Below are 25,401 nucleotides of genomic sequence, written 5' to 3'. Positions count from 1 at the left end.
TTATAGCCTTTGGCAGAACCCTATCCATACTTACAAAGTTCTTTTCAGAAACTCTTTATGCAAAATAGTATTCAAAAGATCGCTGTCCTGCGGGCCACTAATGGACTGGGTGACCTATTGGTCTGTCTTCCGGCAGTTAAGGCTCTTAAAGAAATTTATCCGGCCGCAGAAATCATCCTGTTCGGACTACCCTGGCATCAGCAGTTCATTACTCCGGGACGCTGTGCATTTGACCGCGTCATTCCGGTACCGCAATGTTACCGTGTATCTTCACTCTCCGATCCTGAGGAGCCAAATACGGAATTCTGGTCGTTGCTCGATAACGAAAGCTTTGATATCGTTTTCAATTTTCAGGGTTGCCACCCACGTTCAGCAGCATTTATCCAACATTTAGGAGCTCGCCTTACAGTAGGCCATACCCCTCCTACGCCCTATCGATATGACCTTCAGGTTCCATATACATATTACCAGAACGAGGTACTACGCTATTGTGAACTAGTGAGTCTGGTTACCAAACGTCCATGTCCACTCGATCCTGTGATCTGTTTAAAAGACCAAGAGTCTGTACAAGCTAATATATTACTGGAGGAGGCAGATATAAAAGGGCGATTCATCGTGTTTCATCCAGGCGCTACTGATCCACGCAGACGCTGGCCGGCCGAAAAATTTATACGATTAGGCGATCGGCTTTCCGAGCACAACTATAAAATTGTGCTCGCCGGCGACGTGTATGAAAAGCATATTATTGACCACATTCGGGAGCAGATGTCCTGTTCAGCAGTGGCTCTCTATAGGGGAATCTCCTTAGGGGTGCTGGCGGCTTTGCAGTCTAAAAGTTCATTAGTCATTTCAAATGACACCGGCCCTTTGCACCTAGCCCGAGCGGTAGGCGCCAGTACGATAGGTTTACTCTGGGCGCCAAATGTGATTAACTGGGGGCCTCTCAGCGGCCACCGGCATCGTATATTGATAGATTGGGAGCTACGTTGTCCAAAATGTGGCATCATGCCGAATAATCCGTATCCTTTTGAACCCAAAACAGCGCAGTGCGAACACCTCAATTCGTTTGTTGATCATATCCCTGTAAGTGAAGTACTGGACGAAGCACTCAAACTTCTGCGGCTTGCATAAGCGCAATTATAAGGTTCGTAATCAATCGTTCTTTTTATCGCGGTCTAGATTGTCCAAAGGAACGCCAGAACGATCATTTTCCTGTTCCGTCGTTGTATCCTTACCTCGGCTGCGCTGCAAATTGTCTAGGGGTAGGCCATTTTTTTTACCAACGGTATCCGCCGGACCGTTCGAATTCGCTTCCATTTTCTGCTCCCCGCTGCCGCAACCAACCAAGGTAGAGCAACTTAATATCAGGGTAACAAGTATTGTTGCTGTCTTCATATACATATATTAATTGGTATCACTTGCTGATTTTTAATCCTTACCGGTCTGACTATGTGGAGCATCCACCGGTTTCGATTCCGGTGATCCCTTTTGACGTAGGAATATGGTGAAAAAGACAATGGCTAGCACAGATAGAAACTCACTTTGCCAGTTCTGAAAAGTTTCGAACCAGAATTCCGGCATGATGAGGTAAGCCAGAGCACCGTCCGTCGGTAATCCGTCAAGGAGCTGTTCTGCATTATGGTGCCGCCAGCTGCCATAGAAATGTACCGCCCAGCTCACAAGAAAAAGTACGGCAAAACAGATAAATAGAGATGAACTGTAAAGACGCAACATCCAGCCACCCCTGCGCACAGGATATGGAGCATCTGCATTTGGCTGAGGGTCCCGGTCCACCGCCTCGGGTTCGTCAAATTTTTTCGATTCAGCAGACCCCCATTGGCGGAGACCTACTGTCAGCAATACGTACATGGCCATTTGCAAGAATTCACTTTCAAAGTTCTCAAAGGTGGCCGATATACAATGTCCTGTCTTCAGGTAGCTAAATAAAGGCATAGCCGGGTAATGAGCCTGCTGCAACTCTTCATTATACACTTTCCAGCCAGTGAGTAGCTGCATGCACAAAGTACATATAAAAAGACCCAAAAACACAAGGCTCAAGCCATTGCGATAAAAGTAAGAATATGCTTTTTTTTCTTTCATATTCATAGTGTTAACGATAAGATTGCAGTGTGGTCACTTCTTTTTCAATGTAAAACTAATCCGGCCATTGGGTTCCATAAGGGCTACTTCAACTTCATCTAGCTGTGTACTAAGCGTTTCCAGCCGTAGACTAGTCAGCAGATCCGTCCTACTCACGCCAAGTCGTTGCATCTGATCCCATTGTATCCTGCCTTCTTTATATAATACCGCAGGCTTCCCTTTGATTAAATCGCCTAAAAGGGGAAAACGCGTAGCCAGCTGTGCCAGCAGTTTATTCGTAATAATCATCACAAAACCTGCTGCCACTGTCGGCACGAAAGGTGAGGCTCCTACGATACCCCTGGCCAATACGGATCCCAGCATGATAATGATAACAAAATCGACACCCGATTTTCGGCCCAGTATTCTCATACCTCCTAAGCGTACTAAAAACAGGGCTACAATAAACATGATCAGCGCCCGCAATGCCATCTGAACAACTGTCAGTTCTTCACCCGAGCCAAACAATGTTTCCATGGATACTATTGCGTTTATTCACGTATTAAACAATATACTATGCCACCTGCTATCGGTCAGATGATTAGACCGTTAAAGTTCATCAGAGTTACCTTAATCGCTTCTGAAATCAAAACGGCTATACTGCGGCATGTTCAGGAAAAGAACAATAACTATGCACCGCGGTTGTTCAAATGTAAAAAATAAGTAATTATACTGCATGCTCACGTTCAAATACGCTTTCAGGCAGTATGCCAAACCACAGGTATCGGCAGGCTGTTTTACAGAAAAAGAAAACATGATACACCTCGATAATCTACCTGAAGATTGTTTATCGTTCTTTCGGGATACTCTTCAACTGCTTCATGCAAGCGGAAGCCAATTTATGGTCGGCGGAGCTCTAGCTATGTTTCACTACACCGGAATCACAAGGCCCACCAAAGATCTGGACATCTTCTGCAAAAGCAGCGAGTACCCCAACATTTTAAAACATTTTGCAGCCCACGGTTATGAAACCGAGCTTACCGACGTAAGGTGGCTGGCGAAAATATATCAAGAGCCTTACTTTATCGATATCATTTTTGACAGCGTTAATCACAACTGCACGGTCGAACAGGATTGGTACGACCGCGGTCCTGAAGCAGTGCTGTTCGATACCAAAGTGCGCTATATTCCTGCTGAAGAACTTGTCTGGTGTAAGCTTTATGTTCAAAACAGAGAACGCCACGACAGTGCAGACATCAACCATATCTGGCTACGGTATGGACGAAAATTTAACTGGGATCAGCTGCTCATGCGTATGGACCAGCATTGGCATCTGCTCTTAGCTCAGCTGATCATTTTTCAGTTTACGTATCCCCATGACTACAAAGAGATTATCCCAAGAGCGCTATTTGACGAACTTATCAAAAGAGCACAACAGCAATATGACCTCCCAGCTTGCTTGGAGAAAGTCTGTATGGGTCCATTGATTGATCAAACCCAATATCAGATCGACATCAAGGAATGGGACTATAAATCATACACTATAAAAACAGTTTAACTATGCCAACAAAAACAACAATCGCCGCCATGGGCGATATTCATATCAACGTCAATCAGGCCGGGAAATGGAAACCCATATTTGAGGAGATTTCGCAAAAAGCAAAAGTACTGCTACTTTGTGGAGATTTAACTGATACTGGTGATGAGGAGGAGGCTCAGCTTCTGGTAAGTGAACTGCAAGCGATCAAACTACCCATCGTCGCGGTACTGGGTAATCATGACTATGAAAAGGGCCGACAGAAGCAGATCCGTCAGATTCTGGTAGATCATAAGATCACCGTTTTGGACGGCGAGGCCATTGTCATCGAAGACATAGGCTTCGCAGGGGTCAAGGGTTTTGGCGGAGGGTTTGAACGCTATATGCTTTCGATGTTTGGAGAGGATGCCATGAAGAGCTTTGTCCAGGAAGCCGTCAATGAGTCATTGCTGCTTGATCGTGCACTGGCACGCCTCGAACAGGAGCATGCGTCAATCAAAAAGGTCGCCCTGCTTCATTATGCCCCTATTTCTGAGACCGTCGAGGGCGAACCTAAGGAAATCTACCCGTTTTTGGGTTCTTCACACTTAGTGGAACCGTTACAACGCCGCAAGGTAACGGCCGCATTCCACGGCCATGCTCACGCAGGGAAATTTAATGCGCTGTCGCCTGCCGGTATACCTATTTACAATGTGGCGGTTCCAGTGCTTAAGAGCCATCATAAAAACGATACCTGCTACGCGTTGATTGATATTTAATCACAAAAACCACGTCGAGCGACTGACGTCGCTAGTCGCTCGACGTGGTTTTTCGCTTTAATATCTGTTTTAGCTGAGCATGTAAGGTGATAATATTGCCGACAAGCAGGGTTTCTTTGAGGCCTGCACGGAAGCGCTTTTTCATAATTCTCTTCACCAGTTGGTGGCTTACCTCTCCATTTTCCTGCACTTTAGCTAGCAGTCGAAGCGAGATAAATGCTAATACGGAAGCCAGCAGAAATAGAAAGTTCCACTCATGCAGGTAAATCAGTTTGGCCATCGACTGTAGACCGGGGCTTTTCCAGGAGATACTGATCTGGAGCTCGCGGGTGGAGAAGTAATCCACTAGTAAGCCGCCGAAGATCGGACCAAGAGCTGTAAAAAATGAAGCGACCATATTTTTGACAGTGATATAAATAATCGCATCTGTTTTCGGGGCAAGCTTAAGGCCGATATTGGTGAGTGCTAGATTAATCCCTCCGGTAGATACGCCCGTCATGATGTGAAGGAGCACTAACAGCACCAGATTGGGCAGAGCACGCGAATATATACCGACAAATATCCAGAGTAAAATACAGCTAATATAAATTGGAGCTGTTAGGTAAATAATACTTTTATTACTGTATCTATCCGACAAATTCCCCCACAATCGCAGTCCGGCCACACTAGCGATCTGACTGACCACCGTCAGCAAAATGACCACCTTCATGGACAGCCCAAGTGTCTTCAGCATAAACACGGTGAAAAACGGAATCGCAAGATTGATCGCCAGTAACCAAGCGGCGTTGAACAGCAACAGGTTTTTAAAATTCGGATTTTTAAGCGGTTCAAGCAGTAATGGCCCAAGATTGCCGCCTGACATGTGCTGTTTCGGTTCACAGGCCTGCACGAGAAAAAAAGCACCTGCCGCCCCTATCAAGCCTGCGGAAAAAAAATATACACCATAGAGATCCGAAAGTGTCTCCGGAGCCCGGTTACCATAATAATCGACCAATGCTGCCACAATCAGGCTGACCGCGATATTCGTCACTTGCATCACCCTAGTTCGCTTTGAAAAGTAGCTTCCCAGACGTTGTTCGGGTACAAGATCCTTGATCCACGAGTTCCAGCCTGCACCGCCGACCGCACTCAGAAAATAATGAATAAACATAAAGCCGAGCAGTATATTGAAAGAAAGATTGGCATTGCTCCACATAACAAAGCCGATCAACAAAAGTGGCAACTTCGCAATAAATACGGAAAGCACCGTAATCACCTTACGGTTAGGATAACGTTGGATTAATACGATGGTCAGCAACTGTGCTAGATTGCACAATGTTGGAAAAGAAGCGAGCAATCCAATCTGAAAATTGCTCGCCCCGAGCAATAAGGCTGCTCCCATCAAGATTGCCCCGCTGCTCAGGCAGACAACGATCTCTGAACATAGCCCATCAATGATAACCATCCGGAGGCTTCTCTCTATTTCTTGTGGCTCAAGATGATGCTTCGGTCTGATATCCATAGCGTTTTCTGATGTAACGTCCATTAATTGGGTTTGGTTGTTATTGGACGCAATTATAGGTTTTAATACGTCTTCAAGGGTATTTCTTTCCTTCAATTGAGTATTAGTCCATTCAACCAAGTTACATTTTTAACCGTTCATCAGGCAAAGGTCTGACACGGTCGTCAAAAGCCGTATCACCACAGGTTGAACAAAAAAGCACAACTATGACACACAAACCGCGCATATTAACATGGCATATACATGGTTCTTACTTGTATTATTTATCTCAGGGAGATTACGTTATTTACATTCCTTATACGCCTGAACGCGGTCCCCGGTTTGTGGGCAGGGGCAATACATTTCCTTTCGGCGAAAACGTTATCGAGGTTCCAGCCAATGAGGTGCGCAACCTCGAGCTTGATCTCATTCTTTTTCAATGCGACGAAAACTATCTGGAAGATCAATATGCTATCCTTTCAGCTTCACAGCAGCAACTGCCGAGAATATATATTGAACATGACCCTCCTTGGAAACACCCGTGCGACGAGGTTCACCCGGTAACCAATCCGGCCGTAACATTGGTACATGTAACCCATTTCAATAATTTAATGTGGAAGTCTTTAGTCCCTGACGTCCGTATTATTTCCCACGGCGTAGATGTCCATGGAGCAGTGTACAATGGGCGGCTTGAGAAAGGGATCGTTGTTATTAACAACTTGCCAGCGCGGGGACGCATGCTCGGAAGTGACATTTTTGAACATGTAAGCAAACAAGTTCCACTAGACCTGATAGGCATGGGCAACGAGCCGATAGGTCTCCAAGAAGTGCTGCATCCTCGCCTGCCTGATTTTATCAAGGACTATCGTTTCTTTTTTAATCCAATCCGTTATACCAGTCTTGGCCTTTCTATTTGTGAGGCCATGATGGTCGGTTTACCAATCGTTGGGCTTGCGACGACCGAACTTTCGACAGTAATCGAGAATGGGAAAACAGGTTATCTCGGACTGGATATCGATGAGCTTGTCGAGAAAATGAAAATGCTTATTGACAGTCCGATGCACGCGCAAAAGCTCGGCGCTCAAGCCCAACAAAAGGCACAGGAGTTGTTCGATATCAGGCGCTTTGTAAAACAATGGGAATATTTAATACACGAAAAAATTAACTAACACTCTTATATCATGCAAAAGAAAATAGCTTTTATCAGTGACCATGCCTCGCCGCTGGCGACTTTGGGCGGCAAGGATAGCGGCGGTCAGAATGTCTATGTAGCGGAAGTAGCTCAACAGCTTGCCCTGATGGGCTATCAGGTCGATATTTATACACGTTTAGAAAACACATCTCAACAGCAGCTTGTTCATTGGAAACCCAATGTCCGGGTCATCCATATTAAAGCAGGTCCCGAAACTGTCGTTCCGAAGGAAGAACTCTATGATTACATGGACGAATTCACAAAAAATATGATTGCATTTATGCAGTCAAATGCTCTTAGTTACCAGCTGGTTCATGCGCACTTCTGGCTGTCAGGCATGGTGGCCATGGAAATCAAAAGACAGCTGCATATCCCATTCGTAATCACTTTTCACGCACTCGGCGCTGTCCGTAGATTGCATCAGGGTTGTTCCGACAAATTTCCTAAGATTAGGGAAAAGATCGAAAAAGAAATTATTTGGCAGGCCGAGCGTGTGATTGCTGAATGTCCAAACGACTTAAAAGATTTGATTCAGCATTACCAGGCTCCGCAAGATAAAATCGAAATCATTCCATGTGGCTATAACCCGGCAGATTTCTATCCCTTAGATCGGACGGAAGCGAAGGAAAGACTGGATCTTGATCCTACATATACCTATATATTGCAGCTGGGCCGCATGGTTAAGCGGAAAGGCATCGATAATGTCATTGAAGCGTTCTCTCACGCACAGCACGTCATTCCCGAGCTACGACTGCTCGTCGTGGGTGGAAACTTCGATTCCAGCGATGATAAAAGTGAGTTTCAACGTCTTGGGAAGTTGTGTGAAGCGCTCCATATACAAGATAAGGTTATCTTTACCGGGCAGAAAGAGCGTGATCTGCTCAAATATTATTACGCTGCCAGTGAGCTATTTATTACCACCCCTTGGTACGAGCCTTTTGGTATCACTCCATTGGAATCCATGGCATGTGGCACTCCTGTAATCGGCGCTGATGTAGGCGGAATTTCGTTTACTGTACGTAACGGAGAGACAGGAGCCTTAGTGCCACCCCAAAAACCCCAACAGCTGTCGTCCGTTATTATTGATCTGATAAAAAATGAGAAAAAACGGACGAAGTTTTCCGTGAACGCACTAAGACATGTGCGATCTTTCACTTGGAAAGCAATCAGTGAAAGCATTGCGCAGCTTTATGAGCATTGCATGCCTCAAGGAAGGGAAAAGGATATCGTCATGCAGATCAAACAGCGATTTTTAAGTTCTTCAGACACTTTTGCGCGGGCGTCGGAAGTCCTGGCAATAGATATTGCCAGGTTGTCCCGTAAAATGGTCGAGACGCTGCGCAGCGGCAAGAAAATTATGATCTGCGGTAACGGCGGCAGCGCTGCCGAAAGCCAGCATTTTGCCGCGGAACTGGTCGGCCGGTTTGAAATACCCGAGCGACCCGGTTACCCTGTATTGTCACTCAATACAGATTCGTCTGTGTTGACAGCCTGGGCAAACGATTTTGGTTATGATAGTATATTTTCCCGGCAGGTACAGGCGCTTGGTCAAAAAGGTGATATGTTGATCTGCCTAAGTACCAGCGGCAATTCAGCCAACATCGTTTCTGCATTACAACAAGCTGGTAAAATGGGAATCACATGCGTAAACCTTCTGGGAAAGGACGGCGGGGAGGCTTCGCAATATGGAGATCATAACCTGATCGTGCCTTCCGATGATACCGCACGCATTCAGGAAGTACAGCTACATATCATTCATCAGTTGTGTGCCTTAGTCGAACAACAGATAACGCTGTCGTCGGTAACACGGGAACATGTGTTGGTACACAAAAAATTAATTGCATAATTCATGGAAAAAGCTGTTTTTTTGGACAAAGATGGCACGCTCATCAAGGATGTCCCTTATAATGTAGACCCAGCCCGCGTCAAATTTTATCCAGATGTGTTTGCTGCATTACGGCTGTTGCAAAAAAGAGGATATAAACTAATTATCGTCAGCAACCAATCGGGCATTGCTAAGCGTTATTTCACAGTGGACGATCTTGAAATTGCATTGTCGGAACTTCGCGACCAACTCAAGTCCGAACATATTTTTATCGATGAAATATATTATTGTCCCCATGGCGATATCACCGATGAACCCTTATGTAACTGTCGTAAGCCACTACCCGGCATGCTTTTACGGGCAGCAGAAGAACATCACATCGACCTGTCTCAATCGTGGATGATAGGTGACATTCTCAATGATGTTGCTGCAGGTAGAGCTGCGGGATGTAAAACTATTCTTGTCGACCGTACGGGAGAAGAACGAATCCTGCACAGGATCGCCGATCCCAAATTTACCCCGGATTTTATTGTGGACGATTTTCATGAAATAAACCAAATCATTGCGTTAAAGAAAAGACATTATGAAGGATTTAGCATTAAATGAATTAGTCAAGAATGGATTTAACAGGCCCAGGGTGCTTGTGATCGGCGACTGCATGTTGGATATCTACCTTGACGGCGAATGCAAGCGTCTCGCGCCTGATGTCGCCGTACCGGTGCTGGATGTTCAAAGTGTAAAGCATTGTCTCGGTGGCGCCGGCAACGTGATCACAAATCTAGTCCATATGGGAGCAGATGTGAAGGTGGTGACTGTACTTGGTGACGACCCCAGTGCTCAGGTCATTGCACGCGAGTTGCGAAGACAGCATGTGGATACCAGTAGAGTCATCTATAACAGTGACTGTCAAACACTGACAAAAACCCGATTGCGCAGAGATCAGCAATGTCTGTTGCGGTACGACATCGGCAAAAAATATACTTTGAGCGACACCTTGCTTAAACGTTATCTGAATGATGTGAAGGCGGCCCTGGAAACAGTTGACATCGTTTTTATCTCAGACTATGACAAAGGTAATATACCCAGCGAGCTAATCCAGCTGCTCGTGGAAGAGCAGCTGCGGGATCGCAAAGTAATCGTCGTGGACAGTAAAGATTACTACCGGTACCGTGAGCTAAGACCCGATCTGATCAAACCAAACTACGAAGAAGCCCGCAAAATACTGGGGCAAGAAGAAGAAGAAGACCGTGTAGCACAGGCCATGCAGTGGTCCGAGAGTCTCTGCGTAATATCAAGTGCGCGCTGGGTTGCTCTTACGCTCGATAAAGACGGTGTTGTTCTACATAAAAGAGAACAGCCGTCCAAACACTTTCCCGTAACCGCATTAAAAGAAGGAAACTTCTCCGGCGCCGGCGATACCTTCCTCACTGCACTTACCCTCGCTTACTTTAATCGCGTGGATGAGGATAGTGCTATTGACTTAAGTATAAAAGCAGCACAGATTGGTATCCAGAAAAGCGGTACAGCATGTTGCAGCAATCAGGAGCTGGCAGAACATCTGGGCCAGCAGGAAGGCAAAATCCTGACTGATCTGGGTGCACTGGAAATGCTATGCAATAGGTTACGGAAAGATCATAAAATTGTATTCACAAATGGCTGTTTTGATATCTTCCATGCTGGCCATGCACACTATCTCGGTGAGGCAAAATCGAAGGGCGACATCCTTATTGTCGGTATCAATACAGACGAAAGTATCAGGCGCCTCAAAGGGTCTTCACGCCCCGTAAACAAACTCACCGACCGCATCGAGGTACTCAGGGCACTGGAAGCAGTAGATTATATCGTACCATTCGGGGATAATCTTTCCGATAACCCCATCCCGATTCTGGAAATTGTAAAACCCCACGTTTTTGTTAAAGGTGAGGCTTATCAGCATGAACCGCTCCCAGAAGAGGGCTTGCTCCACATCCTAGGTACCCAAATGGTCTTTGTACCCCATGTTCACCAACAGTCCACGACAAAAATTATACAGAGAGTACAGCAAAATAGTGATCAGGTGCTAAAAAAGATTGGCTGATATGAGCAAATGGAAGGACTGTAAAAATTTATTGGTCATACGGCTTGATAATATGGGCGACCTCATCATGACCAACGCTGCACTTCAGGAAATCAAGCTACAGATGCCTCAATGCAAAATCACACTGCTAACTTCAGCCATGGCGCTACCCATAGTCCCGTATCTTGGTACTGTGGACGAATCTATTCAATACGATGCTCCATGGATGAAGTTGCTTGACCGTGCTGACGTTTCCCATACCGAATCGCTGGTTGCCGAGCTCAGAAGACGCAAATTCGATGGTTGCTTAATCTTTAATGTCTACTCACAAAACCCCATGCCAGCTATTATGCTGGCATACCTGGCGGGAATACCAAAACGCGCGGCATACTTAAGGGAAAACCCCTACACGCTCTTAACGGATTGGATACCGGACAAAGAGCCGCTATTTTATGTACAGCACCAAATCAGTCGCGACCTCGCCCTTTTGGGACATGTCGGCATATCACATAATCTGAACCGGCTTCCTGAACTGATACTGCCTTCTAAAAGCGAAACATTGACACTTCCAGCTGCGTTCAACCAACGTATCTTGCTGAATCTTGATGTCTCCGAAGAAAAGCGACGCATTCCTGCTAACGTCGGAAAAGAGCTGATTCAAGAACTACTAAACCAAGGGCATCAGGTCGTCATGGCCGGAAAAGAAGATAATGATTACTTACGGTCCTGCCGTAGCGACATCCGCTCAGAACAGCTTATTAATCTCATTGGCGTTACGGATATAAAACAGTTGCTGCTTCTGATCTCAGACAGCGATGCCGTGGTCAGTGTGAATACTGGCGTGGCACATATCGCTTGTGCGCTGAAAAAAACAATTCTGGTATTGTATGCGCAGACCAATCCTCAGCATATCCCCTGGTCTCAAAATTCGGACTTTATATTATATCCGATACCAGCGACGATGCAATCGAAAAACACAATTAACATCTTTGTCGATAAAAAGCATAGTCCGGCCAAGACGGCCGCACTGCGTGTCTCCGTGATTATGAAGAAGCTTGGCTTCCTGCTTGAACAGCAGAATCGGCGGGCGGACGGTGCTCTAGCAGTAAATTGATTTCCCTTGAAAGCATTTCAAGATTAATAGCCCCACGGGCATCATAGGTTTTGTGAAGAGCTTTATTCTTAGGGCCCCAACGCTGGGGCTCACCGTCCATGCTCAGCACAATGCTTTTCGTGGCTAAGCCTGCAGCAATATGGGAAATGCCCGTGCAATTGCATAATAACAGCCTCGCCTCCTTCACTAGACAGCCAAGAGTTCCAAGTCCAAGTTGACCACATAGCGAAACGGCCCTTCCATCTAAATGATCAAGCAATTCGTCCACAAGCGGCTGCTCAATAGCGACTCCTGTGAGAACCACCTGATATTTCTTTTCCAGTAACAATTTCGCCAAATAAGCAAAATTGGCTATAGGCCAGCGCCGCCGGGCATCGCGGCTGCCTACATGTACAATAACAAATGGAGGCGATATTCGTGACCTTATGCTGTGATACGCATTCCAGTCGCTTTCAAAAAGCGGATAGAATAGGGAACAATTTTGGATCTCCAAACCCAAAAAACGTATCAGCTCCAGATGCCGGTCCACTTCATGAAGATGCGTTGGATAGGCTAACCAGTCCTGACTGCTATGGTCAGAGGGCTGAAAGCCGACCAGACGCTTTGCACGCAAACCTGTCAGAAAATCATTAACGACTGTACCATTGCCGTGCATTTGCAGCAATAGATCAAATTGCTCAATTTGCATCTGGCAAACAAATTTTTCAAGCTCCTGCTCGTCACAGGCAATTTCGGGAAGCGCGGGATGCCCTGGAAAATCAACAAAGAAGTCGATAAAACCAAAACGTTCGATCAACGGGCGCATATGAGGAAGCCCGATAAAGTAAAGCTGCGCCTGTGGATAATTATATTTTAATGCGGCAACTGCGGGCATCGAGCAAAGTATATCCCCTAGTTGTAGCGCCCTGAAAACAGCGATTTTAAACATATATTCGTTTTATGAAGGGGACAGCGCTCAATCCCAAAGAGTTTGCGCGCTTTGACCTAAATTTCATATTCCTTCAAACGATAATATCCACAGAACAGTTCAACTCATAGCCGACACAAACATAATCGTAATATGGAAAAATTGAAAAACAAACGGATCGCCATATTAGTGGCAGACGGATTTGAAGAAATAGAGCTCAGCAGTCCTAAAGAAGCGCTTGAACACGCCGGCGCCAAAACAGCAATTATTTCACCCTCAAAAGGACAGGTACGGTCCAAAAACGGTGACGAATGGTCCAAAAACTATTCAGTAGATGTGGACCTGCAAGAAGCAGAGGAAGATAAATATGATGCGCTGTTGCTGCCTGGCGGTGTTATTAATCCTGATAAACTTCGGACCAACAAGACAGCCATTGCGTTGGTCAATGCGTTCTGGGAACGCGACAAACCTATTGCTGCAATATGCCATGGGCCGCAGTTACTGATCAATGCCGATCTAGTGCGCGACAAGAAGATGACATCCGTGGAAGCCATTAAAGTGGATCTAATAAACGCGGGAGCAAATTGGGAAGATAGCGAGGTCGTCGTGGACGATGGGCTGATCACCAGCCGTACACCGGAGGACCTGCCGGCCTTTAACAAGGCAATTATTAAAGTATTCTCGAAACTCTAAGTTGTTATCGCACGTAATACTACAGTTGATTCCCGTATTTAGACGGTCAACTTTTGAGAGATATATAAGGTTCACTAATTAATAACATGATAAATCAACATACTATGAACACAACAAAAAGTAAATCCAGCACCGCCAACAAAAGCCAGTCAGGCGGAGGTAGCATGAACAAAGAAAAAGGAAATGGAAACAATACCTCGTCCCGTAAGGGCATGCAGGAAGCACATGCCGATAAGACAAAAACTGAGCTCCTGGAGGTGGCAAAAAAACTACAGATTACTGGGCGGCATGACATGACGAAAGATGAATTGATCAAAGCGATCGGAAAACAGGAAAAAAAATAAGTTATGTGCTACAGTAATCTAAAATAGGCTGAAGAGAATGGCCCGCAAAATGCGGGTCATTTTTGTTTATTCTCTTTTTTCTTTTGGACGATCAGTGGGATCATTTGGCATATCATTCAATTGCTCTGCTTGAGGATCTACCCCAGCCTCGGCATCTCCCTTGTCTTTTTGGTCGACATCCCGGAGGCTTTCGCCGTCGACACCTAATTTGGTCTTCTTCTTTTTTTCCATCTCTCGTCCGACCAGTCTATTTTCGTTCTTTGTTGCCATATCTTATTATTTATTAGTGTAAAAGCATGTTATGAAAACCAAAGCGGACAAGACCTGCGGTATTTTTGGTACGAGTTTTCTCTATTAAACGCTGTCTATGTCCCTCAACAGTGCGTTTGCTCAGAAATATCCTGTCCGCAATTTCCGCGTTAGTATAACCTTCGGCAATGAGTTCAAGTACGGACAGTTCACGCTCAGAAATATCATATTTTGAGAGGATATAATTTCGGTCGGGTATACTGTCGGTATACTGCTTATAACTGTTGATACAAGAAATCCCCAAAGACACACTGATGTACTTCTCTCCATTGGCGACCTGCCGGATTCCGAAGAGCACCTCGTCGCAGGAACTGTCCTTCACGAGATAACCGCTTCCGCCGACATGAAGCACTTCGAATACAGTATGAATATCATCTACCATTGACAGAGCCATAACTTTGATGCCCGGATACTTTTCTCTTACAAGTTCGATAAGCTTAATTCCGTTCATCTCATCCATATGAATATCTGTCAGTAGTACATCCGGCTGCTGATGCTGTGCCAATAAATGCAGCGCTGCGTCACCACTTTCCACATCAGCCAGTACTGCCATATCAGGCTGCGACTCCAAAATCAGGCGGAAACCATTCCGGACCAAATGATGATCGTCTACGAGCATTAACTGAATCATATCTTCTTCGTTTTTATGTACTTAATCGTCTATCCCTCTAGGAACAGCCCCCACAGGTAAAAAGTTTTTTACAAAAAGGTAACTGTCAATAAAGTACAAGTATTATGCTTATTCAAGAACATTAAGCGGCAGCGAAAAAGTCAAAAAATAACAACAGTTTTGCCTTATGCGGCGTTCTACCCAAGATATAGCTGCAATTAAGCACACTTAATAATAAAATAACGAAACTATGAACAGGAAACTAATGACAATTTTGACGTGTGCCGCCCTGATGGCGTCGGCATGCAACGGAACACAGTCCGAGGACGAGAAATCAAGGGAGTTAATGCGCGATTCTGTTGAAAATGATACTACTACCATACAATATCGGGATACTACATCCAGTGAATCCCGGGGAGAAATCCCTCCGACTCCACAGCCCGATACATCGTCAAATAAATCAAACGAATAGCCTTCGACCAATGTTCACCACTTGATAATAGCATAATTATGATTCTCTCGCGTCGTGAGATGGCAGAGATTAGATTTATTGTAGAAAAGGGCTGTCCAACTAATGGGCAGCCCTATTTTTGATTTTCGCAATTTCCTTTTATCTACTTTAAACAGGCCAATTCGATTGGTTAGATTTTCTAAGCCTGCTCTACGTCTCTGTAAACTATTTGTGCCGAGGACTTTCACAGCTGCTACTACTCGAAAGTCAAATGTACTTTCGGAAAGCCAAGCCCCTGTAAAAGCGGACGAAATACAGTAATTGCATTAGCTCTGGTCTGAGACAAGATATCGGACTTTTTAACATCATCAGCCACTGCTTTCTCGGCAGCTTTATACGCTTCATCTACCAGTTCAGCTTCCCTAAGAAATGCCATTTTCGTGTCGTAAACTTTGGAGGCTTCATGGTCTATTTTGATGTAACAAATCTCCGGAGCAGGTAATTTAATGGAAACCGAATCCCCTGTTACCTGTATGTCTTCCGGAGCTACCTTGCTCAAATTAATACAGCCGACTGCGTCCGCTTTGACAATCAGTAACACGCTTGCTTCGGGCAGAAACGTGCTGATATTTTTATGCTCCACTACATCACTATACCGATACTTAACCAATTCCAGCTTTCCCATGGCCTCAATGCGGTCAACAAGTAGCTGATGTTTACTTTCTACCCGTGGCCCACTCGCATATTTTTGATATACAAACCAACCACCTACTGCCAAAATGGCCACAACGATTACAAATTTTAAAAATTTTCCCATAAACAATACGATACAAATTGTAGACCAAGGTCAGGTTTCAGCAGTTTTAGTCTTACAAATATTACGTAAGATCCAAATGCCCCCCTCCTTGCCTACACTGACAAAAAATATACCATTTGATAGACAATCGTTTAGTTAAAAAGTTTAAAAAACATTTGGAACATATGGCGTATAATACTACTTTTGTGACATCAAAATCACGGTAGGTATAGCTCAGTTGGTTAGAGCACTAGATTGTGGTTCTAGGGGTCGTCGGTTCGAGCCCGATTACTTACCCGAAAAGGCAGATCAAAGAACGGTCTGCCTTTTCTATTTGATCTCTTTCCCTGTCGTATTTTTAATTTCATAAAGTTCAAACGATCGACTTTTCAGCACTGTTCTTTTAGAAAAATCAAAGTTATGGCAACATCAAATCAAAACAACCAAGAGATGCCTAATGCGCATCTACATGAGTTATTCGTGGACGAACTAAAAGATATCCTTGGTGCCGAAAAACAGCTACTGCAAGGGCTAAAGAAAATGAGCAAAGCTGCGGAAACCGACGAACTTAAACAGGCTTTCCAGGAGCATCTCGCTCAAACTGAAGGACAGATCGACCGCCTAAAAGAGGTGTTTCAGTCCTTAGGCATGACAGCTCGAGGTAAAAAATGTAAAGCGATGGAAGGCTTATTAAGTGAAGCGGACGAGATTATCGAGAGCTTCGAGGGCGACCCTGCATTGGATGCTGCGCTTATCTCTGCTGCACAGAAAGTAGAACACTACGAAATAGCAAGCTATGGCTGCTTAGTCACCTACGCGAAGCTGATGGAACATACCGAAGCTGAACAGCTGCTACAGCAAACACTGGACGAAGAAAAACAAACCGATACCTTATTGACGGAAATCGCTATGTCAGGCGTGAACGAGTCCGCATCTTAAACAAAAATGCCCGGCCTGCCGGGCATTTTTGTGTATTCACTTATTTGATAATCCGTAGTTTCTATGGAAAGTGAAGCTTAAATTAATTTAGTGATGATCACGGTTTACTTCCCTCCCGAACTTTTGAAATAATATACCTAACAAAATCCCAAATTGCAAACCTGCATCGAGCAGATAAATATTTGAAATAATCTGCGATAAACTATAATAAATATCAATGGCCATAAAAGCTAGAATACTTGCAATGGATAATATTCTTGTATCATGCCTCTTCTCTCCAAACAGCAGGCTAAGACCGATAGCTAACGATAACAGGCCCACCATCTTCACAAGCCATAGATCCGTTTTAGGGCCTGTAACTGCCATAAAACTACTGATATGAATCACTGGCCATATTCCCGTGAGGCAATAATATATCCCTTGAATTTTTTGGATCATAACGGCAATTCGATTTATCTATTTTTCAGCACTTTGATAGCACCCGCTGCAGCAAGTCCACCCATGACGTACCAGGCCACCGTCATAAATCTTGTGCGTGGACTCTTTTTAATTGGATGATCGTCCAACCCCGCTTGCCCGGGAACAGTTAATGTAGCCAGGCCAACGACAGCCCCCAAAAGAGCTCCCCGCAGTAAAATATGCCTTTCCCCGCCATAGCCAATCAGCGTATAAAGCATTGCATTTGACGCTACATCGGCACCAAAGGTAGCAGCAATAAGTGCATTTCCTTTTGGAGCAACGTAACCGGCAGCACGAACGGTTTTCACCATTGCCTCTTCTCCGACTTTATCAACCTCAGGTGCTTGCGGGTCCAGCCTCTTTGCAACTGAATGTATAAGATTGAGTGCAGCGGCGCCGACGAGTCCGCCAAGCATGTTTTTACTTATTAAATTCATAGTCAAAACTCTATTTTATTCACAAATAACTTATATACCAGTGTATATCAGCTCTACTGATGGGAGAACAAAACCTGTTTTTGAAAAGTTTGATTAAACCTTGTATCAGATATATTAAGGATTAATACTTGATCTCACCGTACTAATGACAAATCCCTTAAAAATTTAAAACCAACAACCCGACACAGTCATTCATTGTATAACAATATTTCAGTCACAAAACCATGATAACCACAGTCACACCGTGGACAACAACTGTCCAAGAGGATATCGCTTCCAGCGAACCGTTTTTTATGATAAGGCTAAATGCTTATGTGCTCAAACTATACAACACAGGTGATTCGCTATGGCTGGTAGCTGAATGGCCCGATGGGGACCAAATAGCGTTCCGACTCGCTTTCGGCATGAATAGCCAGTTTGGAAAGGTCTCTGTTACCGAGGCGGGGCGCGAGACGCTGCTGACCGTCTCAACCAGGTTAGGCGCTTACCGTGTTGTACTCTTTCTACCGGAAAGCACAGAAACAGTCTTTCGTTATACAACCTCATTTCGGGCCAAATTTCCAATGCTGATTCCTTTTTGGCCCCGGGATATTGTCCCCCTAACCAAAGGCGGTCGGGTAGAAAACACAAGTGGCACCATTTACGCCAAACAAATAGGTTCGAGATCCGGACAGCTTTATTTCAGTATGACAAAGCCGCGTACGGGTTCTGTTTTTTACTTACAAAATCTTACGGCGATGTCGCCTTATTGCGAGGCAACGGAGGTTTCCCTTCGCGAGACCGTAGGCGGTAAGTGGCCCGAAATAGGGTTCCAGTTCCCTGTCAATGCCCAGACGGCGCTCCCCGAGGATAAAGAATTTATTATCTCTGACGCCTTCGTTTTGCTCGACGCCGATATACCAGATAGCGAGGAGCAGATTACCGCTAATTTTTTAGACTTCTTAGCTACCATATACCTGCTAATTCCCAAACCTGCTCCAGCGCAACACGACTGGCTTCCAACGGCAGAAAAAGTACTAGAAGACCTATACACGAACAAAGGCTGCTGGACGCAGACCGACGGCGTGCCGTATCTCAATGCTTATGTTGCCGATTACGCGACTCCTTCAGAAATCATGGTACAACTTGCCGTATTATTGCCCCTCCAGGAGTATCTTATCTGGGCGGACAGAGAGCACCACCTATATAATGACCTCAACCGGGGTTTAAGCGCGTTTTATGACAAGACAGTTAAGAGTATAGTCCGTTGGTTGCCGGCGTTGGAAGATCAGCTCGACAAATCCGAGGAGCAGAAGCGTGAAATGGTCATGGACTCCTGGTATTTGCACCACCCTTTGTTGAACCTTGCCCGTCTCGCATTGCGGGGCGACAGCACAGCAAAAGATCTTTTTCTCAATTCTATAGATTATGCGATTAAAGTGGCTCAGCACTTCGATTATCATTGGCCTGTCTTCTATAAAATGACAACCCTCGAAGTCCTCAAAGCGGAAACTTCTCCCGGCGAGGGCGGTGAAAAAGACGTACCCGGATCCTATGCACATGTAATGTTAATGGCATGGCAGCTTACTCGTGAGAAACAGTATCTAAATGAAGCAAAGAAAGCACTGAAAAGCCTGGATGGACTTGTTTTTGACATCTTCTATCAAGCCAATAATACCGCTTTTGCCGCAGGTGCCCTGGCAGAACTTTACAAAGAAACCAATGAACAACATTACCTAGACCTTAGTTACCGCTGCCTTGCCGGCATTTTCAAAAATTGTCAGCTATGGGACTGCAATTATGGATATGGTCATCATTTCCCCTACTTTTTTTCTGTATTTCCACTAAATGATGCTCCGTATACAGCTGCTTATGAAGAGCTGGAGGTGTTCGCTGCCCTCCATCATTACCTTGAAGTCACAAAAGATATGGAGATCCCAGCTTCTTTAAAAGTTCTAATCCCTGAATTTATCAAATATGCCCTAGGTCGGCTGGCATACTACTACCCAGCACTTCTCCCCAAAGAAATGATTGCTGAAAAGGCTAAAACGGGAGAAGTCCAAAAAGACCTGTGGATTCCGTTGGAGGATATACACGATGGATGGGAAAAGAGCGGCGAGGTGGGGCAGGAAGTATATGGTGCAGGCCTCGCTTTTGGAATTATTCCAAGGCAGTATATCCGGACCAAGAACTCTGACCTTATCCTATTTGTTGATTACCCGGTCAGTACCATCAGAAATGGTAAAAATACGATAACATTTCGCATCGAAGGTGATCCCCGCCTGACTTCCAACATAAAAGTAATCCAATTATCGGCGCGAAAAAGGAACCTGCAAGTTGAGCAGAAAACTGCATCAAGTTATCAAAAAGTGAAGGCAACGTCTCCTGGGGAGTTCATCGTGAAAGGGTCTGGTACCATCCGGATAAGGTGGGATGATAGATCGTAAAGTCCCTTCCACTTATTCGTTCCTGAACGGCTCTTGTAAAAAACTAATATTTAAAATTGCGCCTTCGAGCGCTCTTCGAGACAGCTTCGAGACAGCTTCTGCAGTCTCGGAACTGTCTCGAACCGTGTTGAAACTTCTCCCGGACGCTACCCGAAGGAATTATAGTATTTATCTAGGATTTAGTTCGTCAACCGGACCCAAACAGGAGCATGATCACTGGTTTTCTCCCAACTACGCACATTGCGGTCAATTCCCCCTTCAGCTAATCTATGCTGCAACAAAGGGCTTAGTAAAATATGATCGATGCGCAGCCCCGCATTGCGGCTATAAGCCTGCCTGAAGTAGTCCCAAAATGTATAGACATCCTGTCCGGGAAAGAGCTTCCGGATTGCATCCAGCCAGCCCTGCGCCAAAAGCTGCTCGAAGGCTTCCCTAACCTCTACCCTATACAATGCATCATTCACATATTTCTCGGGTTTATAGGTATCCAATGCCGTCGGGATAATATTAAAGTCGCCTATGAGTATAGCAGGAGCTTCCATTTCAAGCAGTACTTTTGCCCGATCGGTTAAACGCTTTATCCACGCCATCTTGTAATCAAATTTAGGCCCCGGATAAGGATTCCCATTAGGAAGATACAGGCAGCAGACAACAACCCCTGCGACCATGACCTCCAGATAGCGGCTATGGCTGTCCTCAGGATCCCCTGGTAGCTCCCGTGATACTTCCGTAATGGCACTTTTTGACAAGACGGCCACGCCGTTCCAGCTCTTCTGGCCATGCCAGACCGCATGATATCCTGCCTTATTGATCTCTGCCAGTGGGAAACGCTGTTGTGGTGCCTTCAGTTCCTGAAGGCAAACGACATCTGGCGATTCTTCCTCGAGCCAGCGCAGCAATACAGGGAGGCGGCTACCTATGCCGTTGATATTATACGTTGCAATTTTCATGAAGCCTATACATTCAAGTTTTCGATAAGGATGTCTTTGTACAAAACCCCGACAGGCGGATAATTGTTTTGGCATGATGGAAAAACCACCTGAATGGGCCCAATTTTTGTTAGCAATGTGTTATGAATAATTGCAAAGCGGCCGCAAGCTTCGTTCTCCTACTGCTCTTTATTACCCTACATGTGAAAGCACAGATTTACGATCAGGCTTTAGAAATGCATAGGAAAAATACAAAGATCGCTTTCCTCCGCCTGTTGTCCGAGGTGTCAAATCAATTGACCGATACCACATTAACCGTAGAAAAGCATTATAGTTTACTCGACCCTATAATTGACTACGCTGATCGGGAAAAAGCAGAGTTTACACGACTTAGAAGGGCATATTTTCAGAATATAGCTAGCCCTCCAGCTTTCATTCATAACCTAAACTTTGACACATTAGCAAAAAATGAGGTAACAGCCATGTTACAGGACAGGAAGTTCACGACGATATACTTATTACAATGTTACCAGCCGATGGAAATAACCAGCGTAATCATGGGTTTAACACAGCCTTTGATTTATCAGCAGAACAATGTAGAAATAAGCCAAGCTGGGATCGTACATACTTTTGGCAGTCAAGTATTTGTAAATGACCTCGGCAAAAACGTCTGGGAAATTTGGGCGATAAATAGGTTATACGGTCTACGGTTCAACTTAGATCTCAACACTATGCAGGTGGGATCTATTGCATATAGTAAACCCAGCAGATCGGGACATTTACCTCTGAAGCTTCCTTATATTATCCAAAAGCGCAAATACGAATTGGATAAACTTTATCAGGAAATGGATAGGATCCGCTGGAACAGCTATGCCGAACATTTTCCCGTACGATTCCCATACTATATTTCGCAAGATTCAGTAGCACAAAGCTTGGCCGATTTTTATCAAAAAAATCAGTTCCGCTTCCTAAAGGTACAACGTGAGCTACTCGACGATCTGGAAACTGCTGTTCCATTGGATTCTACATGGCAGCAATGTAAAGATACGATGCTGCACGAGTACCCAGCGACAAAGCGCGCCCTGATGCCCTATATTATCCATCCTAATGAAGTTGCCTTTCACCTGTTCTCCAGCGCTAACGCAATGCCTCTTTTTAACAGCGATTATCAGGAAATAGGAAAAAATGCTATGCTGGGCTTCTTTAACTATAGTATGGGCAAGGCAGGCAAGTACTGCTGGCGAGTTCAATCCAAGAGTTACTCGATAGCATTCGAATATGTATGGAATATTAAGGATGGAAGTTTTTCTGATTTAAAAGTATTCAAACGGAAAGCTGGGCATTAATCAGCTGATGGTCTAGGGCTAGTCTTGTATCCAGTGTTAAATTCCCACTGCGTCTCATAGGTTGTCACTGGTTTTTTAATGCTGGGAAACAAAAACCTTGCAACAGCAGTAATATTCGCGTAATCATCGTTTTGCAACATATACACCCCTGCATTTTTGCTAATTTCTTGCAGCACGGCATTTGTCAGTTCAGGCTGGATCGTATTGGCGGCAAGTACGATTTTGACCGTTTGGATGTCCTGAGGCTTAAGATAAGGAGTCAATTTATAGGGGCCAGGTATTCCTCTATTCTCATGCGATTGTCCAATCAGCACGTCATTGACAAATATTTTGTAATCAACGTCCCTTATCTCATGATGCAGAAAATATGATTTTGTTACCATCGGTACAGCTTGCTGCTGAAACGTCTGTTCAACAGCCAACTTATCTGACCTTGTGTTGTCACAAGAGGTCAATAGCACATATAAGAATGCAGTTAAGACAAGGTAATATTTAACTATATTTTTCACTTATTCAAGAATGGCTTGGCTTTACACCTTAGCCCAGGCACACTGCTGCCATTTTCCAGATGAGCTATAAAGCGCTTGTCTAAAGTTAGCAATTTCTCGCGAAGATGCCAAAACCATTTGCCCCAAGCCTACTTTTATTATATCACTCTATAAAATATTACAACTTTCAGCGATAATTATACACTGTCATTCCTCCAGCTTCAACGAACTTTGGATATCACATTGCATCAATAGATTTTCAACAAATATGATCAAAGGAATGAAAGCAAACAAATCTATTTCTTTACTTGGTTGTCTGGCCCTTATCGCCAGTTCCTGCACCAACAGTTCCGAATCCCACAAAAATCAGGAACAACAGACATCAACGAAAACAGACACTAGTCCAGACGTCCATGCGCACACACATGATCATGCACACCAGATAAGCTCAAAAAAGAATGCTCAAAGAAACGACAAGGGCGAATTAATAGATGCGGCCGGTAACCTTATCATGGGCTGTCCCTCCCATAAAGAAATGATAGGCACAAAGGGCGATATGTGTCCAAAATGCGGATATATGACTATGATTCCAATTACATGGGATATTACTGGCGTTGATACAGTACGCGTGACCAGCTTACTCGACTATAATCCGCCCGGAGACAAACGTAAAGCGCGTTAATTCTCCAATAAACACGAATCGGTGCTTCCGGATCACTTGTTTTATCGCGTCGGTCGCAGTATGCCTTTCTTAAGTATCGATAAGAGGACAAGCAATCCGGTTTTCTAATAATTAGAATAGGTAAATTATGAATAAAAACGATAATAAAAATGCTAATCTTGTGCGGAAGTCTATGCAGGCAACGAGATGTATGCTATTGTCAATAAGACTTCAACATCTAAAAGTCTCCGATATCCTGATAGCGACTAAGCTTTCGAAGAGCAGGTTCTTTCGCTTTTTCGGTACAATAAACACGATTTTGGAGCTTGTGGTCTCCGAGGAATTAGAAAAAAGTTATGACTTAATGGCAAATAGTCTTTCCCCAGATGTAAATAAAAACTATGCACTGGCCGAGATCAATCTGCTTCGAATCATCTATTTCAGGAAGAATCTTATATTAAACAATTACTATAGCTGTATTCAATCGCTGCCACCGAGATACAAATCGTTGATAGATTCAATCAGCGTAAAAGACAAACAACTCTATAATGCATTGCTGGGAAAATATCATAACCATCAAGATCGCGGCTTTATAAAACGACCTGAAATTCCAGATAATAAACGGCTGAATATTTCTAAAGGCTTTGCAAAGCACTAATTAATCCTTTCAAGCAAATCAAACCAGTTTATCCAATGAAGAACTTGTTATTCCTGCTACCGGCAATAGTCTTTACCGCCTGTAACTATTCTCCAGATACGGAAAAAGTCAAAAAAATCACCGGCCAAATGGAAGATCCAGTAAAGCAGGCTTCAAACAATAAAGAAGTGGAAATCATGATTCATGCTGATGACAACATGCGTTTTGACAAAACGGAAATCGATGTAGAAGAAGGGCAGCATGTGAAGGTTATTCTTAAGCACGTAGGGAAAGCTACAGTCGACGCAATGGGGCATAACCTAGTCATTCTCGCAAGCGGAACCGACTTTAATGCATTCGCAAATGCAGCAATAGACGCGCAAGACAATAATTATATCCCCAAGGCCATGGAACACACCGTGATCGCCAAGACAGCCATGATCGGTGGCGGAGAGACAACAGTAATGGAATTTGTGGCTCCGCCAACAGGTACGTATGATTTCCTTTGCTCATTTCCCGGCCATTATCTATACATGCGAGGCAAGCTGGTCGTTCATCGATGAGGGGTTGTCTAAATAGAAATTTTGCAAAATTTAACCGGAATGTCGTAATACCACAATCCTATTAAAGAGACATATTTGCATAACAAAATAAATTTAACATGAAAAATATAGTTTTAAGCATACCAGATATGCAAAGCACACATTGCCAGACCAGAGTCAGCAATGTAATCCAACAACTTCAGAACGTCAGGATCGAAAAGCTAGAAGCGGGCCTCCTTACTTTTTCAGCTGAAAACGACGAGATCGAAGCCGAAGTCATAGCTGCAATAGAAGAAGCTGGGTACAAAGTTGATGGTGGAAACAGTTCAAAAACATCTACCTGTTCAACCGGCTGCTGCGGATAATTTTTGCCGGAGACGGAACTC

At 44.5% G+C, this 25,401-nt stretch carries 30 protein-coding genes and 1 tRNA gene; 19 read left to right on the top strand and 12 right to left on the bottom strand.

Features of this window, described 5'->3' with window-relative positions; translation table 11 throughout:
* The first annotated feature begins 57 nt into the window (after positions 1-57).
* On the top strand, positions 58-1,131 hold the full coding sequence (locus tag K7A41_RS11700; protein WP_265713825.1) for a glycosyltransferase family 9 protein: 1,074 nt from the start codon (positions 58-60) through the stop codon (positions 1,129-1,131).
* Between the two features lie 21 nt (positions 1,132-1,152).
* Here the strand turns inward: K7A41_RS11700 and K7A41_RS11695 are convergent, their stop codons facing one another.
* Genes K7A41_RS11695 through K7A41_RS11685 form a run of 3 tightly spaced genes read right to left on the bottom strand, consistent with a single transcriptional unit; the run spans position 1,153 to position 2,616 of the window.
* On the bottom strand, positions 1,153-1,395 hold the full coding sequence (locus K7A41_RS11695; protein WP_265713824.1) for a hypothetical protein: 243 nt from the start codon (positions 1,393-1,395) through the stop codon (positions 1,153-1,155).
* Positions 1,396-1,428: 33 nt separating this feature from the next.
* The gene (locus K7A41_RS11690; RefSeq protein WP_265713823.1) at positions 1,429-2,100 is read right to left on the bottom strand and encodes a DUF6766 family protein; all 672 of its coding nucleotides are present in this window, start codon (positions 2,098-2,100) and stop codon (positions 1,429-1,431) included.
* 33 nt (positions 2,101-2,133) lie between these two features.
* The gene (locus K7A41_RS11685; protein WP_028070267.1) at positions 2,134-2,616 is read right to left on the bottom strand and encodes a DUF421 domain-containing protein; all 483 of its coding nucleotides are present in this window, start codon (positions 2,614-2,616) and stop codon (positions 2,134-2,136) included.
* A gap of 199 nt (positions 2,617-2,815) precedes the next feature.
* Between K7A41_RS11685 and K7A41_RS11680 the strand changes: the two genes are divergently transcribed.
* The gene (locus K7A41_RS11680) at positions 2,816-3,637 is read left to right on the top strand and encodes a nucleotidyltransferase (protein WP_232048759.1); all 822 of its coding nucleotides are present in this window, start codon (positions 2,816-2,818) and stop codon (positions 3,635-3,637) included.
* Between the two features lie 2 nt (positions 3,638-3,639).
* Positions 3,640-4,374 carry a metallophosphoesterase family protein gene (locus tag K7A41_RS11675; RefSeq protein ID WP_028070265.1) on the top strand — a complete coding sequence of 245 codons (735 nt, stop codon included), beginning with the start codon at positions 3,640-3,642 and terminating at the stop codon, positions 4,372-4,374.
* Between the two features lie 31 nt (positions 4,375-4,405).
* On the opposite strand, the gene K7A41_RS11670 is transcribed toward K7A41_RS11675, so the two are convergent.
* The gene (locus tag K7A41_RS11670; RefSeq protein ID WP_028070264.1) at positions 4,406-5,899 is read right to left on the bottom strand and encodes an MFS transporter; all 1,494 of its coding nucleotides are present in this window, start codon (positions 5,897-5,899) and stop codon (positions 4,406-4,408) included.
* Positions 5,900-6,081: 182 nt separating this feature from the next.
* Here K7A41_RS11670 and K7A41_RS11665 point away from each other — a divergent pair, with 182 nt between their 5' ends.
* Genes K7A41_RS11665 through K7A41_RS11645 form a run of 5 tightly spaced genes read left to right on the top strand, consistent with a single transcriptional unit; the run spans position 6,082 to position 12,041 of the window.
* Positions 6,082-7,023, top strand: a complete 942-nt coding sequence (locus K7A41_RS11665; RefSeq protein WP_028070263.1) for a glycosyltransferase — start codon at positions 6,082-6,084, stop codon at positions 7,021-7,023.
* 12 nt (positions 7,024-7,035) lie between these two features.
* Positions 7,036-8,892: a glycosyltransferase gene (locus K7A41_RS11660; RefSeq protein WP_265713822.1), complete on the top strand. Its 1,857-nt coding sequence runs from the start codon at positions 7,036-7,038 to the stop codon at positions 8,890-8,892.
* Between the two features lie 3 nt (positions 8,893-8,895).
* Entirely contained in the window at positions 8,896-9,477 is a 582-nt protein-coding gene (locus K7A41_RS11655; RefSeq protein ID WP_028070262.1) for a D-glycero-alpha-D-manno-heptose-1,7-bisphosphate 7-phosphatase, read from the top strand.
* Positions 9,455-10,948 carry a PfkB family carbohydrate kinase gene (locus tag K7A41_RS11650; protein WP_265713821.1) on the top strand — a complete coding sequence of 498 codons (1,494 nt, stop codon included), beginning with the start codon at positions 9,455-9,457 and terminating at the stop codon, positions 10,946-10,948. The genes K7A41_RS11655 and K7A41_RS11650 overlap by 23 nt, the downstream gene beginning before the upstream one ends.
* 1 nt (position 10,949) lies before the next feature.
* Positions 10,950-12,041 (top strand): glycosyltransferase family 9 protein, encoded by a 1,092-nt coding sequence (locus K7A41_RS11645; RefSeq protein ID WP_051606965.1) that lies wholly within the window; start codon positions 10,950-10,952, stop codon positions 12,039-12,041.
* On the opposite strand, the gene K7A41_RS11640 is transcribed toward K7A41_RS11645, so the two are convergent.
* Positions 11,971-12,969, bottom strand: coding sequence for a glycosyltransferase family 9 protein (locus K7A41_RS11640; RefSeq protein ID WP_265713820.1), 999 nt, complete (start codon positions 12,967-12,969; stop codon positions 11,971-11,973). The two genes, K7A41_RS11645 and K7A41_RS11640, sit on opposite strands and share 71 nt — an antisense overlap.
* 132 nt (positions 12,970-13,101) lie before the next feature.
* On the opposite strand from K7A41_RS11640, the gene K7A41_RS11635 reads away from it, so the two are divergent.
* A complete protein-coding gene (locus K7A41_RS11635) occupies positions 13,102-13,641 on the top strand; it encodes a type 1 glutamine amidotransferase domain-containing protein (RefSeq protein ID WP_028070260.1) in 540 nt (179 codons plus the stop codon).
* 104 nt (positions 13,642-13,745) lie between these two features.
* Positions 13,746-13,985: a Rho termination factor N-terminal domain-containing protein gene (locus tag K7A41_RS11630; RefSeq protein ID WP_197734501.1), complete on the top strand. Its 240-nt coding sequence runs from the start codon at positions 13,746-13,748 to the stop codon at positions 13,983-13,985.
* 66 nt (positions 13,986-14,051) lie between these two features.
* On the opposite strand, the gene K7A41_RS11625 is transcribed toward K7A41_RS11630, so the two are convergent.
* Entirely contained in the window at positions 14,052-14,255 is a 204-nt protein-coding gene (locus tag K7A41_RS11625; protein ID WP_028070259.1) for a hypothetical protein, read from the bottom strand.
* 13 nt (positions 14,256-14,268) lie between these two features.
* Complete coding sequence (locus tag K7A41_RS11620) at positions 14,269-14,925, bottom strand: response regulator transcription factor (RefSeq protein ID WP_265713819.1); 657 nt, start codon at positions 14,923-14,925, stop codon at positions 14,269-14,271.
* A 229-nt stretch (positions 14,926-15,154) separates the two neighbouring features.
* Here K7A41_RS11620 and K7A41_RS11615 point away from each other — a divergent pair, with 229 nt between their 5' ends.
* Positions 15,155-15,376, top strand: a complete 222-nt coding sequence (locus K7A41_RS11615) for a hypothetical protein (RefSeq protein ID WP_138097026.1) — start codon at positions 15,155-15,157, stop codon at positions 15,374-15,376.
* 235 nt (positions 15,377-15,611) lie between these two features.
* Here the strand turns inward: K7A41_RS11615 and K7A41_RS11610 are convergent, their stop codons facing one another.
* On the bottom strand, positions 15,612-16,172 hold the full coding sequence (locus K7A41_RS11610; protein ID WP_028070257.1) for a DUF4230 domain-containing protein: 561 nt from the start codon (positions 16,170-16,172) through the stop codon (positions 15,612-15,614).
* 202 nt (positions 16,173-16,374) lie between these two features.
* Here K7A41_RS11610 and K7A41_RS11605 point away from each other — a divergent pair.
* Positions 16,375-16,448 (top strand) — tRNA-His (locus K7A41_RS11605).
* A 123-nt stretch (positions 16,449-16,571) separates the two neighbouring features.
* Positions 16,572-17,090 carry a ferritin-like domain-containing protein gene (locus K7A41_RS11600; RefSeq protein WP_081817886.1) on the top strand — a complete coding sequence of 173 codons (519 nt, stop codon included), beginning with the start codon at positions 16,572-16,574 and terminating at the stop codon, positions 17,088-17,090.
* 87 nt (positions 17,091-17,177) lie between these two features.
* Here K7A41_RS11600 and K7A41_RS11595 read toward each other — a convergent pair whose 3' ends face one another.
* Positions 17,178-17,528, bottom strand: a complete 351-nt coding sequence (locus K7A41_RS11595) for a hypothetical protein (RefSeq protein ID WP_265713817.1) — start codon at positions 17,526-17,528, stop codon at positions 17,178-17,180.
* A gap of 14 nt (positions 17,529-17,542) precedes the next feature.
* A complete protein-coding gene (locus tag K7A41_RS11590) occupies positions 17,543-17,986 on the bottom strand; it encodes a hypothetical protein (RefSeq protein WP_037533511.1) in 444 nt (147 codons plus the stop codon).
* 224 nt (positions 17,987-18,210) lie between these two features.
* Here K7A41_RS11590 and K7A41_RS11585 point away from each other — a divergent pair, with 224 nt between their 5' ends.
* A complete protein-coding gene (locus K7A41_RS11585) occupies positions 18,211-20,412 on the top strand; it encodes a hypothetical protein (RefSeq protein ID WP_265713816.1) in 2,202 nt (733 codons plus the stop codon).
* Between the two features lie 179 nt (positions 20,413-20,591).
* Here the strand turns inward: K7A41_RS11585 and xth are convergent, their stop codons facing one another.
* Positions 20,592-21,362 (bottom strand): exodeoxyribonuclease III, encoded by a 771-nt coding sequence (gene xth, locus K7A41_RS11580; protein WP_265713815.1) that lies wholly within the window; start codon positions 21,360-21,362, stop codon positions 20,592-20,594.
* A gap of 122 nt (positions 21,363-21,484) precedes the next feature.
* Between xth and K7A41_RS11575 the strand changes: the two genes are divergently transcribed.
* The gene (locus K7A41_RS11575; protein ID WP_265713814.1) at positions 21,485-22,687 is read left to right on the top strand and encodes a hypothetical protein; all 1,203 of its coding nucleotides are present in this window, start codon (positions 21,485-21,487) and stop codon (positions 22,685-22,687) included.
* Here the strand turns inward: K7A41_RS11575 and K7A41_RS11570 are convergent.
* Positions 22,684-23,196, bottom strand: a complete 513-nt coding sequence (locus K7A41_RS11570) for a hypothetical protein (protein WP_265713813.1) — start codon at positions 23,194-23,196, stop codon at positions 22,684-22,686. The two genes, K7A41_RS11575 and K7A41_RS11570, sit on opposite strands and share 4 nt — an antisense overlap.
* A 259-nt stretch (positions 23,197-23,455) precedes the next feature.
* Between K7A41_RS11570 and K7A41_RS11565 the strand changes: the two genes are divergently transcribed.
* The 4 genes from K7A41_RS11565 (at position 23,456) to K7A41_RS11550 (ending at position 25,380) form a co-directional block, all read left to right on the top strand.
* Positions 23,456-23,857: a hypothetical protein gene (locus K7A41_RS11565; RefSeq protein WP_265713812.1), complete on the top strand. Its 402-nt coding sequence runs from the start codon at positions 23,456-23,458 to the stop codon at positions 23,855-23,857.
* Positions 23,858-23,984: 127 nt separating this feature from the next.
* On the top strand, positions 23,985-24,494 hold the full coding sequence (locus K7A41_RS11560; protein WP_265713811.1) for a hypothetical protein: 510 nt from the start codon (positions 23,985-23,987) through the stop codon (positions 24,492-24,494).
* 35 nt (positions 24,495-24,529) lie between these two features.
* Complete coding sequence (locus tag K7A41_RS11555; protein WP_265713810.1) at positions 24,530-25,036, top strand: plastocyanin/azurin family copper-binding protein; 507 nt, start codon at positions 24,530-24,532, stop codon at positions 25,034-25,036.
* Between the two features lie 98 nt (positions 25,037-25,134).
* Entirely contained in the window at positions 25,135-25,380 is a 246-nt protein-coding gene (locus K7A41_RS11550) for a heavy-metal-associated domain-containing protein (protein ID WP_265713809.1), read from the top strand.
* Positions 25,381-25,401 lie beyond the last annotated feature (21 nt).

It is taken from the genome of Sphingobacterium sp. InxBP1 (genome assembly GCF_026191775.1).
In the GTDB taxonomy this organism is placed as follows: Bacteria; Bacteroidota; Bacteroidia; order Sphingobacteriales; family Sphingobacteriaceae; genus Sphingobacterium; species Sphingobacterium thalpophilum.
Note: the sequence above shows the minus strand (reverse complement) of the source record. Positions and strands in the feature narration are given on the sequence as shown.

What these genes read in the sequence shown, in the direction of transcription:
- K7A41_RS11685 (WP_028070267.1), bottom strand. Translation starts at nt 2,616, where the DNA reads ATGGAAACATTGTTTGGCTCGGGTGAAGAACTGACAGTTGTTCAGATG.
- K7A41_RS11600 (WP_081817886.1), top strand. Translation starts at nt 16,572, where the DNA reads ATGGCAACATCAAATCAAAACAACCAAGAGATGCCTAATGCGCATCTA.
- K7A41_RS11675 (WP_028070265.1), top strand. Translation starts at nt 3,640, where the DNA reads ATGCCAACAAAAACAACAATCGCCGCCATGGGCGATATTCATATCAAC.
- K7A41_RS11565 (WP_265713812.1), top strand. Translation starts at nt 23,456, where the DNA reads ATGAAAGCAAACAAATCTATTTCTTTACTTGGTTGTCTGGCCCTTATC.
- K7A41_RS11645 (WP_051606965.1), top strand. Translation starts at nt 10,950, where the DNA reads ATGAGCAAATGGAAGGACTGTAAAAATTTATTGGTCATACGGCTTGAT.
- K7A41_RS11585 (WP_265713816.1), top strand. Translation starts at nt 18,211, where the DNA reads ATGATAACCACAGTCACACCGTGGACAACAACTGTCCAAGAGGATATC.
- K7A41_RS11655 (WP_028070262.1), top strand. Translation starts at nt 8,896, where the DNA reads ATGGAAAAAGCTGTTTTTTTGGACAAAGATGGCACGCTCATCAAGGAT.
- K7A41_RS11620 (WP_265713819.1), bottom strand. Translation starts at nt 14,925, where the DNA reads ATGATTCAGTTAATGCTCGTAGACGATCATCATTTGGTCCGGAATGGT.
- K7A41_RS11665 (WP_028070263.1), top strand. Translation starts at nt 6,082, where the DNA reads ATGACACACAAACCGCGCATATTAACATGGCATATACATGGTTCTTAC.
- K7A41_RS11590 (WP_037533511.1), bottom strand. Translation starts at nt 17,986, where the DNA reads ATGAATTTAATAAGTAAAAACATGCTTGGCGGACTCGTCGGCGCCGCT.
- K7A41_RS11690 (WP_265713823.1), bottom strand. Translation starts at nt 2,100, where the DNA reads ATGAAAGAAAAAAAAGCATATTCTTACTTTTATCGCAATGGCTTGAGC.
- K7A41_RS11635 (WP_028070260.1), top strand. Translation starts at nt 13,102, where the DNA reads ATGGAAAAATTGAAAAACAAACGGATCGCCATATTAGTGGCAGACGGA.
- K7A41_RS11625 (WP_028070259.1), bottom strand. Translation starts at nt 14,255, where the DNA reads ATGGCAACAAAGAACGAAAATAGACTGGTCGGACGAGAGATGGAAAAA.
- K7A41_RS11615 (WP_138097026.1), top strand. Translation starts at nt 15,155, where the DNA reads ATGAACAGGAAACTAATGACAATTTTGACGTGTGCCGCCCTGATGGCG.
- K7A41_RS11660 (WP_265713822.1), top strand. Translation starts at nt 7,036, where the DNA reads ATGCAAAAGAAAATAGCTTTTATCAGTGACCATGCCTCGCCGCTGGCG.
- K7A41_RS11560 (WP_265713811.1), top strand. Translation starts at nt 23,985, where the DNA reads ATGAATAAAAACGATAATAAAAATGCTAATCTTGTGCGGAAGTCTATG.
- K7A41_RS11630 (WP_197734501.1), top strand. Translation starts at nt 13,746, where the DNA reads ATGAACACAACAAAAAGTAAATCCAGCACCGCCAACAAAAGCCAGTCA.
- K7A41_RS11670 (WP_028070264.1), bottom strand. Translation starts at nt 5,899, where the DNA reads ATGGACGTTACATCAGAAAACGCTATGGATATCAGACCGAAGCATCAT.
- K7A41_RS11575 (WP_265713814.1), top strand. Translation starts at nt 21,485, where the DNA reads ATGAATAATTGCAAAGCGGCCGCAAGCTTCGTTCTCCTACTGCTCTTT.
- K7A41_RS11695 (WP_265713824.1), bottom strand. Translation starts at nt 1,395, where the DNA reads ATGAAGACAGCAACAATACTTGTTACCCTGATATTAAGTTGCTCTACC.
- K7A41_RS11550 (WP_265713809.1), top strand. Translation starts at nt 25,135, where the DNA reads ATGAAAAATATAGTTTTAAGCATACCAGATATGCAAAGCACACATTGC.
- K7A41_RS11640 (WP_265713820.1), bottom strand. Translation starts at nt 12,969, where the DNA reads ATGTTTAAAATCGCTGTTTTCAGGGCGCTACAACTAGGGGATATACTT.
- K7A41_RS11595 (WP_265713817.1), bottom strand. Translation starts at nt 17,528, where the DNA reads ATGATCCAAAAAATTCAAGGGATATATTATTGCCTCACGGGAATATGG.
- K7A41_RS11680 (WP_232048759.1), top strand. Translation starts at nt 2,816, where the DNA reads ATGCTCACGTTCAAATACGCTTTCAGGCAGTATGCCAAACCACAGGTA.
- K7A41_RS11650 (WP_265713821.1), top strand. Translation starts at nt 9,455, where the DNA reads ATGAAGGATTTAGCATTAAATGAATTAGTCAAGAATGGATTTAACAGG.
- K7A41_RS11555 (WP_265713810.1), top strand. Translation starts at nt 24,530, where the DNA reads ATGAAGAACTTGTTATTCCTGCTACCGGCAATAGTCTTTACCGCCTGT.
- xth (WP_265713815.1), bottom strand. Translation starts at nt 21,362, where the DNA reads ATGAAAATTGCAACGTATAATATCAACGGCATAGGTAGCCGCCTCCCT.
- K7A41_RS11700 (WP_265713825.1), top strand. Translation starts at nt 58, where the DNA reads ATGCAAAATAGTATTCAAAAGATCGCTGTCCTGCGGGCCACTAATGGA.
- K7A41_RS11610 (WP_028070257.1), bottom strand. Translation starts at nt 16,172, where the DNA reads ATGGGAAAATTTTTAAAATTTGTAATCGTTGTGGCCATTTTGGCAGTA.